This is a genomic window from Leptospira alexanderi serovar Manhao 3 str. L 60 (genome assembly GCF_000243815.2).
Lineage (GTDB): Bacteria > Spirochaetota > Leptospiria > Leptospirales > Leptospiraceae > Leptospira > Leptospira alexanderi.
Map to the genome: position 1 here is coordinate 110899 of NZ_AHMT02000027.1, position 15584 is coordinate 126482.

Here is a 15584-nt window from a genome sequence, read left to right on the forward strand (position 1 = left end):
CCGTTTTCAAACATTACATTTCCGGAATAGATCCGTCAAGATATTATCAAGGTAAATTGTCTAATTTATCCAGGTTATAATTTGAAAGAATTTTAGAATTTAAGCTCCGGAGTTGTTCTTTGGAAAATGCCGCAATTCGATTTCCGGAAAAACGAAAAACAATATATTCGTCCTGATTCTCATTTAGAATTTCTTTGAGATCGGGTAGGGAACGAACGGTTTTATTGTTCACGGATTCTAAAATTTGATCTTGGAAATCGTGGAATCCTTGGTTTGCGGAGTCCGGAAAAACTCTGCTGATGAACACGAGACGATTTTTTTCGGGATGTATCTTCTTATTGAAGGATTCGTAGAGATAGAGAAGTTTTTTATCCGAGTTTTCCCTGTATTGGTCTCCGGATTCTTTAAGGTATGAACCGGTCAATTCCGTAAAAAAGAGTCCGCCGCTGATTAAATACGAAGGAGGTTTTGTTCCCGAATTGGAAGGGATGAAAAAAGAATCCTCCGAGTAGTTTTTTAACGAATACGTGATCTCTTTTCTTTTTCCGGCTCTAAAGACGCCAAGGGTCACAACGCTTCCTGGAAGGATCAAATGCTGATTTTTCGTAAGGATTCTGGAAAAAACCTCCTGTTTGTCCGGAGGATGGGTGAAATTTTCTCCATTGATACTGTAGATCGCATCACCCGGAAATAAATTATGGACCGGTCCTACTCCCGGATAGACTTCCGAAACCACAACTCCGTAGTAAGAATCGGGAAAATAGAATTTTCTTTCCGGAATTGTAAGAGCGTAGTCGAAGGAAAACCCCGGATGAACGATTGGATTGCTCGAAGAGGCGCGTAAAAACAAGAAAAGATATTCCGCCGGAACGTTCCAATGTCCGTCCGTGTAACCACAAATCATATTTTTGGAATATAAGAATTTTCTTTCACTCCCTTCTACTTCGGACGATCTGTTTATTTTCATAATAGAGTTGGAAAGGTCAGGACTTTCCCATTCCGGTTTCGGGAAAAATTTGGAACAGGGATAATGTCTGGAATTGCCGAGACGAGGTTTTCTTTTGGTGGAAAATTTGCCTCTATGAGAAAAAAGCGCAAGACCCGTTTCTGGATCGTGTTTGAAAAGATATAAGCGAGTTCCCGGTTTTGTTTCCGGATTCGTTTCCGAAAATAAAGGAAGTTCTCCCGGAGAAAGAAGGGCGAGTAAAAAATCCTGATCTGTTATGATCGCTGGAACCTTTCTTTCATAGTAGAGACCTTTCTGCCAAGGATTTTGATGAGAGAATTTTCGAAAGTGAACTAGGATCGTCTCGGCTTCTAAAGGACCGGAGATCGTTAAACTCCATAGAACAGAAAGACAAACTTGGAAAAATAGGAACGCGGGTTTTGAGAAAATCCGTTTCATTCGTCTGCCTCCGCATCGAAGCGCTTTTTAATACGAATGTTGATCTTATCGATCGTATCCTGGTCGAGTACGATTGGAAGATTGACTCCTCTGAATTTCAGGCTGATCGTGCCTCCGTAAAATTTTTTCCATAAAGATTTCAAATCCTCTAAGTCGGAAGGAGTACGATCGTTGATCGATTCTAGGATCTTATAACGATAACCGGAGTATTTGGAATTGAGGGGATCGGGATAAATTCCGGAAAGAAGAATATCCCTATCCGTAAAGCGATACAATTCGTCCTGAATGTAATAACTATAGTGATAACGAAGGGAACTTTCCAGTCGGGAATCTCCGCCTACAAGTGCGCGGTTGACTGGTTGGAATAAAAATCCTCCTGATAAAAAACTGGAACTTTTATTCTGTTGTCTATAAAGATCCAAGGTGGGGATCCGTTTGAGAGTACCTTCAATTTTGTGGTTTTTTCCGTTTCTGTAAAAGAAAATCTTAACAGGATCACCGATGAATTTTTCCTCGATCAGATCTGCGATAAAACCGCCGATCGTGTCCATGATTTCACCTTCTCTGTTAAGATAGGATTGGTCGATTTTATAGACGAAGTCTTCCGGTTGTAAGAGGTCCGAAAAGGAGGAATCTGGATAAACCGTATTGATCAAAATTCCGTTTAGACCTTCCGGGATTTTCAAATAGGACTTTAAGGAAGCGGAATGGCCGCTTTGAAAGCTAAAACCTGGGAACGGAAAACCGTGATACGTTCCGTCCTCAATGTCCTTCAAGAAATGGATGATGATCTCCGGAGGAATTAAGTAGGCGACGTTGCCTTGGGATTGACTGATTTGGAAAGCGATTCCGGCGACTTTTCCGTTTTGAATTGCTGGCCCCCCAGAATAACCGGGAATGATGTTCGCGTTTACTCGGATCGCTTTTCTATAATCCAAGCCGGTAAAGGAATAGCGGACCCTTTCGACTCGGGAAACATTCCCGTTTTCTAATGTGATATTTTCGTCCCCGCCAGGATAACCGAGTATGAGAAGATTGCTGCCGAGAGCGGGCGAGGATTCAGAAATTTCCAGAGGTTCGATTCCGTTGAAAAATTCCTCCTCTTCCACTTTGAGAATTGCGAGATCGCAGTCGAAACCTAGAAATTGAACGTCCGCCTTGTAAAATTTGCTCGAATTGAAATGTTTTACTTTGAGATAACTGGAATTGGAAATCACGTGCGCGTTCGTCAAAATCCGGTTTCCGGAAATAATGATTCCGGTTCCGGCGTCCCGATGGATTGACTTTTCGGAATATCCGTCTTCCTTTCCTGAAAAAGTACTACTTTGAATGATGACTACGCCATCCAAAAGAGCTTTCAGATCCGTGGAGTTCCCGTTTTGAGCGGGGAGTGTGGAACTGAATAGAACGAATAAGAATATTAGAATATTCAAAAATATTTTGTTATTCATTGTAGATTTCCGCATCCTGTTGCCAGAGGATTTTTTCCGCTTCTATGGAATGAATTTTCAATTTGCCGAGGTATTTAGCGCCTTCCTGAATTTGATCCGTATCCTTGCCGTCTATTCGAATCTTTCCCAAAAAGTCGGAGCGGATTCGGATATAAGAATAAGGCGAAGAAGGAATACAACTCGCCTGGAAGGAATAATATACCGCTTTCTCCCAATAGAAATCGGAATCTTTCTTTAAAAAGATCAAAGGGCACGTGGAGTCGAAGAATATTTCTTTTTCGCCTTTAAAATCTCTTTTTGCGGGATGTTTTGAGATACTAAGGTAATATTGAAGTCCGAAGTTGTCCCTGTATTCTTTTGGAGTCTGCGGTTTGAAGGGGGAGTTATCTTTTGTACTGAAGTTTTTAAACTTCCAAAAAGAATTTTCTGTAAGTTCGTCTTCGTAAGAAGGTTTCACTTCGAGATAAATCTTTTTGCCGATTCTTAGAACTTCTCCCAAAGAGATCTTCGTGGAATGATTTTTCCAAAATTCCGAACTTCCGCCGAGATAGATAAAACCGGGCCATTTACGATCTTTACATTTGTAAGAAAGATAGATTATCTTTTCAAAACGTTCTGATTCTTCAAAGCTGCAAGGTTTCGGATCGAATGAAGAATATCTGGCTCGAAACGATCGAACGAGGGATTCGGAAGGATGTTTGTGAAATTCTTGGATGAAGGACTGAAAATTTTCCTGAAACGATACTGTTTTGTCGGATTCGGAATCTATGTTTCCCGCAAATAAAAAAAGAAGAGAGAGAATTTGAATGAGTACGATTCGTCTTTTCCTCGGATTTTCCGGAAAAATTCGAGGGTAAGAACGGCTTTTCCTGAACTTTCGTATCATTATTTAGAATATCGGTCTTTTACACCCCGGATGTTAAATTCTCACACACAAAGAAAGACTTCGGGTTATTTACTATTTCACTTCTTTAGGAGGATCCGATCTTTCTTTTTTATAAAGTCTTATGTCTCAAATTTGCAATGTTTTTTAAAAAAAAGTACATCAGAATTTTCGGGCAAAAAATAATGGTTAAATTCAAAGAAAGACTCGTTTCGTCGATAAGGGTGGGTTTGCTTGTCCAGCTGGAATTTTATAAAAACTGAATTGAATGATAAAGATTTTTTGATCGATTGTCGCTCCGCGTCAGGGTATCAAGAATCTACTCTCAAGGGAGCTTACAGTTTTCCTTTTATCAAAAAGGCATTTGCCTCAGATCCGGAATCGCAGAAGAAGATGACCGGTCCCTTGGAAGAAATTTTAAATTTCATACAAAAAGAAGGCGCAACTCGAGTGATCGTCTTCGACGAGGGAATGGGGATGTTCGCTTCGAGAATGGTATATCTTTTGAGAGCGGCCGGTTTTCAGAATACGTTTTTATACGGAAGCCGTTGGCCTATATCCGGAGTCGACCAAGAAAAAGGTTGTAGAGAAATGGAACTCGGTCCCGGCGATAGCCCGAGAAAACTTGAAGGTATAGTGGATAAAGCATTTCTCGAAAAGAATTTAACAAGGCTTCAGATTTTTGACACAAGGACTCAGGAAGAATACGAAGGAAAACTTCCAAGACTTACCGCACCGGAACCTGGCACGTTATGCGGTCGTTTGCCCGGTGCGTTTCTTTGGGATTGGAGAATTTTATATGACGGTCAAGGAAACCTGATCGAAAAAAATCAGTTCAATAAAAAGCTCAGATCTTTTCCGTTCATGCCGGAAAGAACCACGGTGATCTACGATTACAACGGAGCAAGATCTTCTCTTTTGGCTTTAATGTTACGCGAAGTCGGTTACTTGGACGTTCATACATACCAAGGTTCCTGGTTTGAGTGGAGAAGGTCTAGCCTTCCGAAGCAAGCCGTCTCAGTATATGGGCAAACGGGAACCGGTGGGGCTGCTGCGCCAAGAGTCGGTGGCTCGGACCGTAAATTATAAAGGTTCCGTTCAAGATACCTAGAGTCTGTCCCAAAACCTTAGAATGTGGGAGCTGCTTCTGCGAGAATTTAGCAGCAATAAAATTTGTTCAAACGCTATAAACACCCCAGGAACGGTAATCTGTGGGAACTAATACGTTTTATTACGAACTTATCGAAAGGAATTTTCGCATTATGTTGCGACCGCAGGCAGCAACACTTTAGTTTCTTATTCGCCCAATTTTTCCTACGTCGAACGTACGTTGTGTATTAGGATATTGGAATTCGTTTTAACGATAAAAGATCATGTAAAAGGAGCCGTCAAAGAAGAATATCTCGTAAAAGATAAGAACGAAAAAACTACGTCGTTGGAACTGTAGAATTTTTCTGTAGAAATTATGGAAGCTTCAATGCCGAAAAGGGAAAAGAAAGCTGAACAAATTTTTGAGTGTGTGTATTTCTAAAATCGAAATGAAGGGATTTTGGTTTTTGACCCGTGTTTCTCCTATTTTTAGTAAATTTATTTTCGAATGAGCTGGGTCTTAAAAAGAAGCGACCCATGTGGTCTAAAATTGTTGTAAAGAGAAACCGGAACTAACGATTGATTCGATGCAATTTCCATTCGAAATTACGAGAATATCATCAAATTTGTAATTCGTTTGATAGAGATTTTAAAAAGGGTCTAAATAAAAGAATGGAATCCGAAGTTTTCGATGACTCATTAGAACGTCCGATCGTATTTTTTGACGGAGTGTGTAATCTTTGTAACGCTTCCGTTTTATTCTTTCTGGACTGGAATCAAAAAGAAAATTTAAGGTTTGCGAGTTTACAGTCGTCTATCGCGGAAAAAATTCTCGGGAAAAAGACGGAATTGAAAGATTCTCCGTCCTCGGTTTTATTTTTGGAAAAAGGGATTCTCTATCAGAAATCGACCGCAATTATAAAAATTTGTGCGCATTTAACTTTTCCTTGGAATCTTTTTTCCTTGTTTCGATGGATTCCCAGTTCCATTCGGGATTTTGTTTACGATTGGATTGCAAGGAATCGGTATCGATGGTTCGGGAGGTTGGACGCGTGCAGAATGCCCGATCCGAATTTAAAATCCAGGTTTTTAGAAGATTAAAGCGGATTTGGTTTTTTATATTTTCGAAAAGCTTCGGTAACGGTTCATTTTGAATCAAAATTCGAATTTTTAATAACTCGGTTTCGATTGATTCTTTCAATTGATAAAGAGCTTGGCTGTTTGATTCAGTTTAAGATTTAAATTTTATTTTTCTTTTTCAAAATGGGGGAACTCCTACATCGTAAGAAACGATTCTCAATAACCCAATCATATAGTTAAAATTCTTCTAAAAAAGCCAAAAAACTGCATTTAGAAAAGAAAATAAATGCTTTATAGATAAAATCATTTAATATCTTTGATTTTTACCTTAGAAATTGAAGGAAAAAATCCTTGAATGGAATTTTGGAGCAATAAGAGTGACTTCAGAAATTATTTTCCGTTGCCGACGTTCAATTTAGGTCTCGGTTTTCCGAGGTTTTGTTTGGCGACATATTTTGGAAGAAATGATATGAAAAGAAAAACTGGCTGTATTCTGGCGGGGTTACTTGTACTCGGTCTATTTTTCAGCATAAAATCCTTTGCCGATACGAATCTTGAGGAAATCAAACTGGATAATCAATATCTCCAGACTTACAGAGGGCTGGAGGGGATTTGGATCGTACCCAATCGAGTCAAAGAATCCGTCGAAGATTTGATTCACAATTTTGGAACGACGGAACATGAAATCAAAAAGATTAACGGGATTCCTGACAACGAAAGAATTTCCGTAACTGAACCTATCTTCTTTCCTTATAATGAAAATTTTATCAGAAGCCTTCTTTTGGAAGATAAAGGCCGGGAGATTTTTCGTACTGATCAGAGAGAATTCATCTGGCCAATCAGTTTTAAACATTCTTTTGTTACTTCTCGATTGGGAAAAAGATGGAATGCAATGCATTCCGGGGTGGATATCGCCTGTCCAACTGGATCGATTGTGATTGCGGCGGCGGATGGGATTGTTTTGGAATCCAAAAAAGACGGCGGTTATGGAAATAAGATTCTGCTTTCTCATCCCGGAATCAACGGAATCAATACTCTTTACGCTCACAATTCCCTTCTTTATGTGAAAGAAGGAGATAAAGTGAAAAAAGGGCAGATTATCGCTCTTTCCGGAAATACGGGGCATACGACCGGTCCTCACTTGCACTTCGAAGTGCGTTATCAGAATGTCGTATTAAATCCGGAACACTATCTTCCGGTCTTTCAATCTTCTTCCGAGGCTCGTGTGGCGATCGCCCGGGAGACGATAGAAGATTAAGTGCCCATCACGCGGGATTTTTGGAATCCCGAAGTTTATGAAATTCTTTTTCGAACGCCGCCCGGTAAGGCAGCATTCGATTTTGATAATACTCTTGTAAGGAACGATTTTGGGGAAGCCGTGATGGAGCTTTTTCTTTCGCAAGGAGTTCCCGCTTACAAAAAAAACATTTCTCCTTTTTTAAAGGAGAATGTAGACAGGGTTCTTTCCGCTCGATTTCAGGATCCGGTTTTGTTTCGTTCCCTCGTTCTTTCCGAATACGAATCCATCCAATCCAAATTCGGGCTTGAGGCATCTTATCGATGGAGTTCTTGGATTTTTTCCGGACATTCTCCGGAAGAATTGAAAGAGATTTCTAGAAAGGTATGGAACAAACACGCGTTTGATTCAAGCTTACATTCCGTCAAAATATACGAACCGATGAAAGAACTCGTCGATCATCTTCTTGAAAATCGATGGGAGGTATGGATTGTGACCGCTTCTCCCCAGGAAATTATTCAATCCGTTTCTCCGCTCTTCGGAATTCCGGTCGAAAGGGTTTTAGGAATGCAATTATCTCTCGAGAACGGACTCCATTCTTCGGAGATATTGGAACCGTTCACGTATGGTAAAGGGAAGGTGGAAAGATTGAAAGTTGCAACGGGCGGTTTTGTGGATCTTGCTTTCGGAGATTCTGTCAACGACTTTGCATTGCTTGATTCTGCCACACAGGCGGGAATCTTTTTGGATAGAGGAAAGGGGGTTGTTCCTCCTCTTCTTACGAAGGTTCAGACTGTTTCAAGTTGGAACGTTTTGCAGGAAGTTGTCGCGTAGGTTTTTTCGTTTTTTGAATTGAATGTAAATTCCTAATAAAAGTCCCTTTTGTATGAATCAATTTGAGGCGCGCGAATATTCGGAAAGCATTATGAATGAAAATTCTAGGTTTGAGAAAATTTGTAAAATATGAAGGAAAAATTACAAGGAACTCTCGTTCTAGTTTCTGTTTCTTTGGGAAATTCGGGCGATTTGACAGCAAGGGCTAAAAGATTATTAGAATATTGTGATGTACTTATCGGAGAGGAGCACAGAACTACCTCCACTCTACTTAAATCCCTTTCGATCTCCAAACAATTTCTTCTCTGCAATGAGCATACGACTCTCGAAGAAATTCGCAGTTTCGGTCAAACCGTGGTGGATTCCGGTTTGACCGTTTTGATTTCCGATGCGGGAACTCCCGGAATCGAAGATCCGGGAAGAGAACTCGTTGGGGAGGTCTTAAGAAGAGGAGGGAACGTGCGTAGCGCTCCCGGTCCGACTGCGTTCGGAGCGGCTTTAAGTATTTCCGGTTTTAAGACTTCCCCATTTACTTTCTGCGGTTTTTTGTCCAGGGATTCTTCGGAACGGAAAATGGAATTAAGTCGCTATTTGAAGCCGGGACATACGATCGTGTTTTATGAAACACCTTACAGATATAAGGCCGTTCTTCGCGACTTAGATTCCGTTTTGATAGAGACGGGAGAGGATAGAACGATTTTTTTCTGTTTGGATCTGACCTTGGATTCCGAATTTCAGTTTCGAGGAAAGTTAGGCGAACTCTTAAAAATTTTGGACACTCTTCCCAAAGGAAATCCCGTTGTCGTGCTTTCTCAAAGAAAGGAACAACGGAATCAAAGGTCTTTTTCAAAGGGCGATAAAAAACCTTCTTTTAAACGCTTCAAGAAATGAATGATTGCGGCCTGATCGAATTATAATATTATAAATTATAAGTATATATGTAATTTTTAAGATGTCCGCGAGCGTTACTCGTCTCTACATAATAGAGTGTCCAAAATTCTGCGCCTAAACGCCGAATTTATGCTTAAATTAACGGTATTCTATTTTTATAGGGATCAGTAATTTGAAGTGAATTTGGAAAAAATAGAAGAGTCCAAAAAAATTCCTTCCAAAAACTTTTGAAAGTCAGTAGGAGGAGGACAAAAAATTTTTTCTTCATAACCGTCCTCATTTTTGAAGGAAACTCCTATCGCATGTAAGAGCGTACGTTTTGCAAAAGGAACTTGCTGTTCGGTTCGGATAGGGACCCCGCTTGTTTCTTTGTTAAGAGAATTTCGTTTTTGTAGATTAGAAATATTCCTATTATCGGAAGTCCCCCTTGGTTTCTTTGTTGTCGTGGAATTCAAATTGAGTGATTTACCGTAAACGAAGTCACCTACGATCGGAAACCCTTTTTCGCTCAAGTGAAGTCGAATCTGGTGTCTTCTTCCCGTATGAAGTTTTGCGAGTAGTACCGAATAATGTTCTTTCGGATTTCTTTTTAAAGTTAAAAATTCCGTAACGGCTTTGTCTCCTCCTGAAAATACTTTACGGACCTCTTTGTTCCCGTCCTTGATATAACAGGTTTCTAGAAAGTGTTCTTCCGCGATAACTCCGGAAGAGACGCAGAGATAAATTTTCGAGGAAGATTTTAAGATCCGATCGGCTTCTTTGTTTTTATTTGGATTTTTACAAAGAAATACGAGACCGCTCGTATCCAAATCCAATCGATTTACGGTTCTGAGATATTCGAGGGAAAGTTGTTTTTGGAGTTTGTCGGCAAAGTTCTCGCGTGTGGAATCCTTGGTTGCGTGAACCGGGATTCCGGAAGGTTTTTCGGCAAAAAGAAAGGATTCATTTTCGTAGAATATTCTAATATTCGAATGTGTTTCAGGCATTTTGCTGTCTTAGATCCAAAAGAGAGCTTCTAAAGTTTTTTTCGTCCTTGAGAATGGAAAAGAAGAGTTTGTCCGTGGATTCCACGATATGAACCGCCTTACCCGCGAGTTCCTTTCCTTTGGGAGTAAGAAACAGGCAGTTTGCCCTCGAATCCTCGGGATCGGGTTGTCTCGTAAGAAGCTTTTTGGATTCGAGACTTCTTAAAACCTTCGAGGTCATCATGACGTCCGTTTTTGCGTGTTCGGCGAGACGGACTTGGGTCGCCTTTTGGGAGGTTTCTTCGAACCAAGCCAAACTCGCCAAAAGCACGAATTGAACGTGCGTCAGATCTAGGACCAAAAGGTTTTCGCGAATCCTTTTTTGCCAAAGGTTCGTGATCTGCCAAAAAAGGAATCCTGTGCTTTCTTCAGCCTGTAATTCTGCGAATATAGATTTCGGTTTCATGGCCTTTTTCTCGGGGACTAAAGTTTCATTCTATTTTTTTATTCCCGATTGTAAAGTTGGAATGTTCCGTAAAATCCCGATTCTTTATGTTAGAATTTATCTAAGATTCTTTGAAACTTGTTCGCGTTTTTCGGTTTATAATTTTTTTCTGAAAAAATAATCGGAAATAGATTTATCATAAAGAGACGGTCACGAAAAAAGTCCGATTTCTATTCTCCTAGTTTCGTCTAACGGAAGCATTGTCTCGGGTTGTTCCGGAAAGAATCTGCTCGCAGCCGCTTACAATTCTCCTTAAGTCAGAATCTTTGCAAGCGGTCAAGGAAGTCGTTTCCAAGTAAGTCAGCGGTCTTCTGCGAGCTTCGCGAGATTTTTCATTGCGCCCGGTAATTCTTTCCGAATTTTATTTCCGATTACTCTGGAAAATAGAAAGGAAAGCGAGCCTCTAAACGTTACGATATGTATGATCTCGTGCCCGGGGAAACTGGAATGAGTTCATGTCTGAATTCCAATTTGCAAAAAGGAAGCCGGGTAAGATCGGAAAAGAATTTATTCTCGCGAACTTCCATTAGACGAAACCAGGTCTTCGGACCGCCTTTCGGTTTGAGCATCCCTTTGCTTCCCGTTTTGAATTCTCCCTCTAAAAAGGATTCTTCTATTTCATGATTCCAGCGTTTCCAATTCGATACGTCTTGGTAGAGTTTCCAAAGTTTAGCCGCGTCGGCTTGGGTGATTTCTTCGTGTTGTATGCGTTTCATATTCTTCCTTTTTAATAATTCTAATCTAATTTATAATAATCGCGATTATTATATAAGTCTATTTTTCCAAGAAGTAGTTTTAGATTGACGAAATTCTGCTATATTAGATAAAAAGGGGGAAATGAACCCAACTATGGAAGAATTGGAAACAGATAAAGAGTCTCCCTCTAGTGAACATATCACCGAAGTTGTCAAGGAGAATCTCAAACTGATTCGCCATACAAAAGGATTCTCCTTGGATAAACTGGCTTCCCGTTGTGGAGTGAGCCGAGCCATGCTTTCACAGATCGAGCAAGGCAAAAGTGTTCCGACAATTTCCGTTCTTTGGAAGATCGCAAACGGTCTTAATGTTCCTTTTAGTGAACTTCTCAAGGAAAAAGGCGCAGAAGGTGTGATCGTGATGAAGGCGGAGAACACCAAGGTTTTGTTTTCCAGTTCGAAAGTTTTTTCCAGCCGCGCTCTTTTTCCGTTTAATGGAAACCGCAAAACCGAATTTTACGAACTCATTTTAAAACCGGGTGGAATCGAAGTCGCAGAACCCCACTCGTCCGGTACCACTGAAAATATTGTTGTCGTTTCCGGCAAACTTCGTCTTCGAGTCGGCGAAAAAGTTGTGGAACTGGAACCGAAAGATTCCGTTTTTTTCAGAGCCGATATTCCTCACGAATATTCCAACCCAACGGATCAGGAAACTCTTATGTATCTGGTTATGGATTATAGAGACGAAATCAATTAAATCCGCAAAATGGTTCTTACCGTTTCTGATCTGAAGTGGAAAATCCACCAACAATTTCTTGTAGGATTTTTAAAAAGAATGTTAAATCGTTTTCCTCCGATGATCCTTTTTTCTTTCCTTACGTTTGTTTTTTCCTCCTTTTCGTTTTTATATTCGGAAAGTCTTCAGGTTTCGAAATCCGATTCGATTTATACGGAACAGATATCCTGTCATCCGAACGATTGTATTTCCCTCAAATTGGAGGAACTTCTTTCCGAAGGTGTTCGATCTAAGATCGTAGGTTTTATGTCCGAAAACGCAGGGAAGATTTTGATCGATACGTCCGATTTTCCTCGAAAGATTGATTCCGAAGATTTGGAGGATATTCGAACCGTTCTGGAAGAAATTTCCAAACGAGACGGTAAGGTTGCGATCGAAAAACTGCATATCACGATTCGTTCGTTTCAACTTCCCGATCCTCCTTTTCTCAAAGACGTAGGTCTTGTAGGTTGGAACGTTTTTAAAAGAATTTATAGGAAAATCTATTATAGAAATACCTCAGACTATCACGCAAAGGTTTTGTATCATCCAGAAACGTTAAATGTCTTTCTCGTATATTTTGTTCATCGTAAATATGGAGATATCTGTAACACGGTTTTTGCGAACTGTAACGAAATAGAATATTTGGACGATGACACGTTTGATTTACAACTTTCCGGGGCTTTGAGAGAATCCAGGGAAAAGAGAATCCCAATTCGGGTCGCCTTTCGTCAAATCGAAGCGGTCCTTCCGGAAGCGAAGATTGATTTGGAATATCTCAAAAATGTAAATCGTTCCACTCGAATCTACAAATGGATGGCGGCGGGAAAAGAAAGGGAAGTGAAACCTGTGGCCAAATCCAGATTTTTAGTGTTTCAAGCAGTTGTTACTGCGATTGATTATTCTTTAACCGTTTATGATATGATATCGGCTCTCATTCTATATAAACCTGCTACGGAAAGAAAAATCGAGGTGAATTATATCGAGTCCGAAAAGGGAAAACGAATCGATTCGGTGATTTTTTTCCCTCCGGAAGACTGAAAGAAAAACTAAACGGTACTTCTTTAACGTGAGTTCGGCATAACAAATACGAAAGCGATTCTATGTTTCACTGAGTTTAGGGAGAAACATTGAGTTCAATTCCGAAGGAATTGGAGCGAAAAGCGTGATCGCGCGAGGCCAGTCCGCTATGAAGTTTGCGAGCTGCGACGACGACCTGAAACTCAATCCATAGAAAGCGTTTCACTGAGTTCAAAAAGTGATCAATTGAGATGCCTCATTCTCTAGGGATCATTCGGCAGGGAGTCGTTGCACTTTAGTTTCTTATTCGCCCAAACTTTCTTATACCGAACTCACGTTATTTATGTAGGGATCAGTAGTGGATTCCGAGTCCCTCTCGGAGAGAGAGGGCTCGGAAGTGTTTTTTTAGCGGAAGAAGATGAATGTGAGAAGCAGAAAAGTGGGAATCAATATTCCAATAGAATAAAGTATGTATCCACCGAAACTCGGCATCTTTACTTTGTTCTCCTCTGCGACGGACTTTACCATAAAGTTAGGAGCGTTTCCGATATAAGTGAGCGCTCCCATAAACACGGCTCCGACCGAAATCGCTTTTAAAATGCTTTCCGCGTGAGGATCCGCGAGGATCTGAGCCACGTTGGTCATACCTAGAGTTCCTTTCGCCAAAGATAAGAAGGTAAGATAAGTCGGCGCATTATCCAAAACTCCCGAGAAAAGACCGGTCACCCAGAAGAACTGCCAGGTTTCGGTTACCCCTAGTTCTTTTCCATGATGTTCCAAAAGGATGAGGGCCGGAATCATCGTGATAAAAATTCCGATAAATAGATAAGCGACTTCTTGGATCGGATGAAGAGTGAACTTGTTGTGCTCTCTAACGTGGCCTTTGGTCGTAAATTTGGAAGCGAAGATCAAACCGATCAAAACTCCTTCTCTGATAAATGCGATGTACGGATTTTCGTTGATCGCAGGAATGTAATTTTGATTCAAATATGCAACCGACAAAACGACTCCGAGTAGCCAGATGAAATTTACCTGACCTTCCAGGCTGATCTTTTCTTTATGAACGTGGTCTTTCTTAAGATCTTTAACGCTTTCTTTTTTGTAAACGATCGTATCCCAGATAAAATAAAGGATCAGAAGAAGAATACTCGCAATGAGTAGTTCCGGTAAAAGTTTAAACGTCCAAGTGAACGGAACTCCGATCAGATAACCTAAGAACAACGGAGGATCTCCCAGAGGAGTTAAGGAACCTCCGATGTTCGAAACCAAAAAGATAAAGAAGACAACGGTATGAACCACGTGTTTTCTTTCCGAGTTTGTTTTCAAAATCGGGCGAATCAGAAGCATGGAAGCTCCTGTGGTTCCGATAAAGGACGCGAGAAAGGTTCCGATGATCAAAAAGATCGTGTTGTTCAAAGGTGTGGCTTCGATATCCCCTTTCAAACGGATTCCACCGGAAATGTAAAAGAGCGTTCCGAGAAGAATGATAAACGGAACATATTCGAACACAAGAGTATGAACGATTTTACCGAACCATCCGTGCAAAACCAGGATGATAAACGAAACCGCCGCCAAAGCAAGCGCGAGGATCAGTTTGTTCGTATTGCTTTCCCACCAATGAGAGGTAGTTTGCGAAACGATCGGTAAAAGTGCGATACACAAAAGTATAAGAACGAAAGGAATTACGCTCCAATACGGAAGGTCTTCTCCCTCTTCATGATTGCCGGAAGAATTTTCTTGCGTATGAGAAGGCTCCTGGGTCTCGGAGGTCTGGACTGTATTTTGTGAGTTCCCAACCGGCTCGTCTGCTAAAAGTGCCGCCGTGGGTAGGGTGAGAAGGATCGCCAGAAGGACGGATGTAAGTTTTTGTTTCATTGTTCGTATCATCTGAAGAATTTTTAGACATTCTCAGGATTTGGAAGAAAGAGTTAAAGTAAAAAGACTGTCTTTCTCTTTTTTTTCGGCGGATTCTTTTTCTATTTTGCACCCTTTTGGGATTCAAGCAGGAGAGTGTATTTCACGTTCGTATGAACTTGCCTATCGGACGTTGACCTTAAAACTTTGTAGAAGCTGTCTTAAAAATACTTTATCTTTGCTTAAAATGTCCATTCCAATCATTCTAAAATATTTTTGAGATAGCTTCTAGTATAATTCTTAAATTTTAGGACAACTCCGCCTTTAGACACAAAAAAACTATTTCCTGGTAATATCCCACATTTTTGGAATTTGTGTTTAACGAAATGCGAATAAAATTGTGCGAAAAGGCGCTTTGTGGATGTCTTATGGGAAGAGGGTTCCCGAAACGGGATTTTAAGAAGAATGGAAGCGTTATTCGCTAAAAAAGTATGTCTTACCCCGATGGAAATCGAACAGAGATTGAAGTCCGTTTCGATCCAACCTACCATGCAGAGAATTTCGATTTGTCAGTATGTTCTTTGCGAAGCCGATCATCCCACCGCCGAAGAAGTCAAAGAATGGGTTGATAGCCGTTCTTTCAAGATGAGTCTTGCAACGGTTTATAATACGCTCAATATCCTCGTTTCAGCCAGCCTTTTGAGGGAATTCAAATTTTCCTGTTTGGGAAAATCGGTCTATGATAGTAATATCGTGGACCACTATCATTTCTTCGATGTGAAAAACGGAAAATTTCACGATATAGATCCTTCTTTACTTTCACTCAGCTCCCAACTTCCCGCGGAGTTTCAGGTCAGCAAAACGGATATCTTGCTGACTGGGAATCTGATTCACTGATTT

The 15584-nt window shown here is 40.6% G+C and carries 17 protein-coding genes; 10 read left to right on the forward strand and 7 right to left on the reverse strand.

Annotated elements, in window-relative coordinates:
* Positions 1 to 46: 46 nt before the first annotated feature.
* From LEP1GSC062_RS09355 to LEP1GSC062_RS09365, 3 genes are read right to left on the reverse strand one after another with little or no spacing between them, the layout of a single operon-like run.
* Positions 47 to 1405, reverse strand: coding sequence for a PDZ domain-containing protein (locus tag LEP1GSC062_RS09355; protein WP_010578768.1), 1359 nt, complete (start codon positions 1403 to 1405; stop codon positions 47 to 49).
* Entirely contained in the window at positions 1402 to 2856 is a 1455-nt protein-coding gene (locus LEP1GSC062_RS09360) for a S1C family serine protease (protein WP_010578769.1), read from the reverse strand. Before LEP1GSC062_RS09360 ends, LEP1GSC062_RS09355 begins: the two co-directional genes overlap by 4 nt.
* Positions 2849 to 3742 carry an LIC11113 family protein gene (locus tag LEP1GSC062_RS09365; RefSeq protein WP_010578770.1) on the reverse strand — a complete coding sequence of 298 codons (894 nt, stop codon included), beginning with the start codon at positions 3740 to 3742 and terminating at the stop codon, positions 2849 to 2851. The genes LEP1GSC062_RS09360 and LEP1GSC062_RS09365 overlap by 8 nt, the downstream gene beginning before the upstream one ends.
* Here LEP1GSC062_RS09365 and LEP1GSC062_RS24695 point away from each other — a divergent pair.
* The 6 genes from LEP1GSC062_RS24695 (at position 3689) to rsmI (ending at position 8870) form a co-directional block, all read left to right on the forward strand.
* On the forward strand, positions 3689 to 3925 hold the full coding sequence (locus tag LEP1GSC062_RS24695) for a hypothetical protein (RefSeq protein ID WP_244265097.1): 237 nt from the start codon (positions 3689 to 3691) through the stop codon (positions 3923 to 3925). The two genes, LEP1GSC062_RS09365 and LEP1GSC062_RS24695, sit on opposite strands and share 54 nt — an antisense overlap.
* A 48-nt stretch (positions 3926 to 3973) precedes the next feature.
* Positions 3974 to 4828, forward strand: a complete 855-nt coding sequence (locus LEP1GSC062_RS09370) for a sulfurtransferase (RefSeq protein ID WP_020984036.1) — start codon at positions 3974 to 3976, stop codon at positions 4826 to 4828.
* 672 nt (positions 4829 to 5500) lie between these two features.
* A complete protein-coding gene (locus LEP1GSC062_RS09375) occupies positions 5501 to 5929 on the forward strand; it encodes a thiol-disulfide oxidoreductase DCC family protein (RefSeq protein WP_039941701.1) in 429 nt (142 codons plus the stop codon).
* Positions 5930 to 6377: 448 nt separating this feature from the next.
* Positions 6378 to 7166, forward strand: coding sequence for a M23 family metallopeptidase (locus tag LEP1GSC062_RS09380; RefSeq protein WP_039941703.1), 789 nt, complete (start codon positions 6378 to 6380; stop codon positions 7164 to 7166).
* Positions 7167 to 7979 (forward strand): HAD family hydrolase, encoded by an 813-nt coding sequence (locus LEP1GSC062_RS09385; protein ID WP_020984082.1) that lies wholly within the window; start codon positions 7167 to 7169, stop codon positions 7977 to 7979.
* Between the two features lie 129 nt (positions 7980 to 8108).
* Positions 8109 to 8870: a 16S rRNA (cytidine(1402)-2'-O)-methyltransferase gene (gene rsmI / locus LEP1GSC062_RS09390; RefSeq protein WP_010578775.1), complete on the forward strand. Its 762-nt coding sequence runs from the start codon at positions 8109 to 8111 to the stop codon at positions 8868 to 8870.
* Positions 8871 to 9034: 164 nt separating this feature from the next.
* Here rsmI and LEP1GSC062_RS09395 read toward each other — a convergent pair whose 3' ends face one another.
* The 3 genes from LEP1GSC062_RS09395 to LEP1GSC062_RS09405 all read right to left on the reverse strand — a co-directional run bounded on the left by LEP1GSC062_RS09395 (position 9035) and on the right by LEP1GSC062_RS09405 (position 11056).
* Positions 9035 to 9856 (reverse strand): pseudouridine synthase family protein, encoded by an 822-nt coding sequence (locus LEP1GSC062_RS09395; RefSeq protein WP_020984034.1) that lies wholly within the window; start codon positions 9854 to 9856, stop codon positions 9035 to 9037.
* Positions 9849 to 10301 carry a MarR family winged helix-turn-helix transcriptional regulator gene (locus LEP1GSC062_RS09400; RefSeq protein ID WP_010578776.1) on the reverse strand — a complete coding sequence of 151 codons (453 nt, stop codon included), beginning with the start codon at positions 10299 to 10301 and terminating at the stop codon, positions 9849 to 9851. Before LEP1GSC062_RS09400 ends, LEP1GSC062_RS09395 begins: the two co-directional genes overlap by 8 nt.
* 449 nt (positions 10302 to 10750) lie before the next feature.
* Positions 10751 to 11056 (reverse strand): SRPBCC family protein, encoded by a 306-nt coding sequence (locus LEP1GSC062_RS09405; RefSeq protein WP_010578777.1) that lies wholly within the window; start codon positions 11054 to 11056, stop codon positions 10751 to 10753.
* A 121-nt stretch (positions 11057 to 11177) separates the two neighbouring features.
* Here LEP1GSC062_RS09405 and LEP1GSC062_RS09410 point away from each other — a divergent pair, with 121 nt between their 5' ends.
* Both LEP1GSC062_RS09410 and LEP1GSC062_RS09415 read left to right on the forward strand, forming a co-directional pair.
* Complete coding sequence (locus tag LEP1GSC062_RS09410) at positions 11178 to 11792, forward strand: helix-turn-helix domain-containing protein (RefSeq protein WP_016749602.1); 615 nt, start codon at positions 11178 to 11180, stop codon at positions 11790 to 11792.
* A 78-nt stretch (positions 11793 to 11870) separates the two neighbouring features.
* Positions 11871 to 12851: a hypothetical protein gene (locus tag LEP1GSC062_RS09415; protein WP_039941705.1), complete on the forward strand. Its 981-nt coding sequence runs from the start codon at positions 11871 to 11873 to the stop codon at positions 12849 to 12851.
* A 384-nt stretch (positions 12852 to 13235) separates the two neighbouring features.
* Here LEP1GSC062_RS09415 and LEP1GSC062_RS09420 read toward each other — a convergent pair whose 3' ends face one another.
* Positions 13236 to 14705, reverse strand: a complete 1470-nt coding sequence (locus LEP1GSC062_RS09420) for a sodium:proton antiporter (protein ID WP_020984100.1) — start codon at positions 14703 to 14705, stop codon at positions 13236 to 13238.
* A gap of 40 nt (positions 14706 to 14745) precedes the next feature.
* On the opposite strand from LEP1GSC062_RS09420, the gene LEP1GSC062_RS09425 reads away from it, so the two are divergent.
* Together LEP1GSC062_RS09425 and perRB are read left to right on the forward strand one after the other, a co-directional pair.
* On the forward strand, positions 14746 to 14964 hold the full coding sequence (locus LEP1GSC062_RS09425) for a hypothetical protein (RefSeq protein ID WP_020984114.1): 219 nt from the start codon (positions 14746 to 14748) through the stop codon (positions 14962 to 14964).
* 185 nt (positions 14965 to 15149) lie between these two features.
* Positions 15150 to 15581, forward strand: coding sequence for a peroxide-responsive transcriptional repressor PerRB (gene perRB, locus LEP1GSC062_RS09435; protein WP_051201241.1), 432 nt, complete (start codon positions 15150 to 15152; stop codon positions 15579 to 15581).
* The last annotated feature ends 3 nt before the right edge of the window (positions 15582 to 15584 follow it).

Coding starts and splice junctions, on each gene's coding strand:
- LEP1GSC062_RS09355 (WP_010578768.1), bottom strand. CDS start 1,405: ATGAAACGGATTTTCTCAAAACCCGCGTTCCTATTTTTCCAAGTTTGT.
- LEP1GSC062_RS09360 (WP_010578769.1), bottom strand. CDS start 2,856: ATGAATAACAAAATATTTTTGAATATTCTAATATTCTTATTCGTTCTA.
- LEP1GSC062_RS09365 (WP_010578770.1), bottom strand. CDS start 3,742: ATGATACGAAAGTTCAGGAAAAGCCGTTCTTACCCTCGAATTTTTCCG.
- LEP1GSC062_RS09375 (WP_039941701.1), top strand. CDS start 5,501: ATGGAATCCGAAGTTTTCGATGACTCATTAGAACGTCCGATCGTATTT.
- LEP1GSC062_RS09380 (WP_039941703.1), top strand. CDS start 6,378: ATGAAAAGAAAAACTGGCTGTATTCTGGCGGGGTTACTTGTACTCGGT.
- rsmI (WP_010578775.1), top strand. CDS start 8,109: ATGAAGGAAAAATTACAAGGAACTCTCGTTCTAGTTTCTGTTTCTTTG.
- LEP1GSC062_RS09395 (WP_020984034.1), bottom strand. CDS start 9,856: ATGCCTGAAACACATTCGAATATTAGAATATTCTACGAAAATGAATCC.
- LEP1GSC062_RS09400 (WP_010578776.1), bottom strand. CDS start 10,301: ATGAAACCGAAATCTATATTCGCAGAATTACAGGCTGAAGAAAGCACA.
- LEP1GSC062_RS09405 (WP_010578777.1), bottom strand. CDS start 11,056: ATGAAACGCATACAACACGAAGAAATCACCCAAGCCGACGCGGCTAAA.
- LEP1GSC062_RS09410 (WP_016749602.1), top strand. CDS start 11,178: ATGAACCCAACTATGGAAGAATTGGAAACAGATAAAGAGTCTCCCTCT.
- LEP1GSC062_RS09415 (WP_039941705.1), top strand. CDS start 11,871: ATGTTAAATCGTTTTCCTCCGATGATCCTTTTTTCTTTCCTTACGTTT.
- LEP1GSC062_RS09420 (WP_020984100.1), bottom strand. CDS start 14,705: ATGAAACAAAAACTTACATCCGTCCTTCTGGCGATCCTTCTCACCCTA.
- perRB (WP_051201241.1), top strand. CDS start 15,150: ATGGAAGCGTTATTCGCTAAAAAAGTATGTCTTACCCCGATGGAAATC.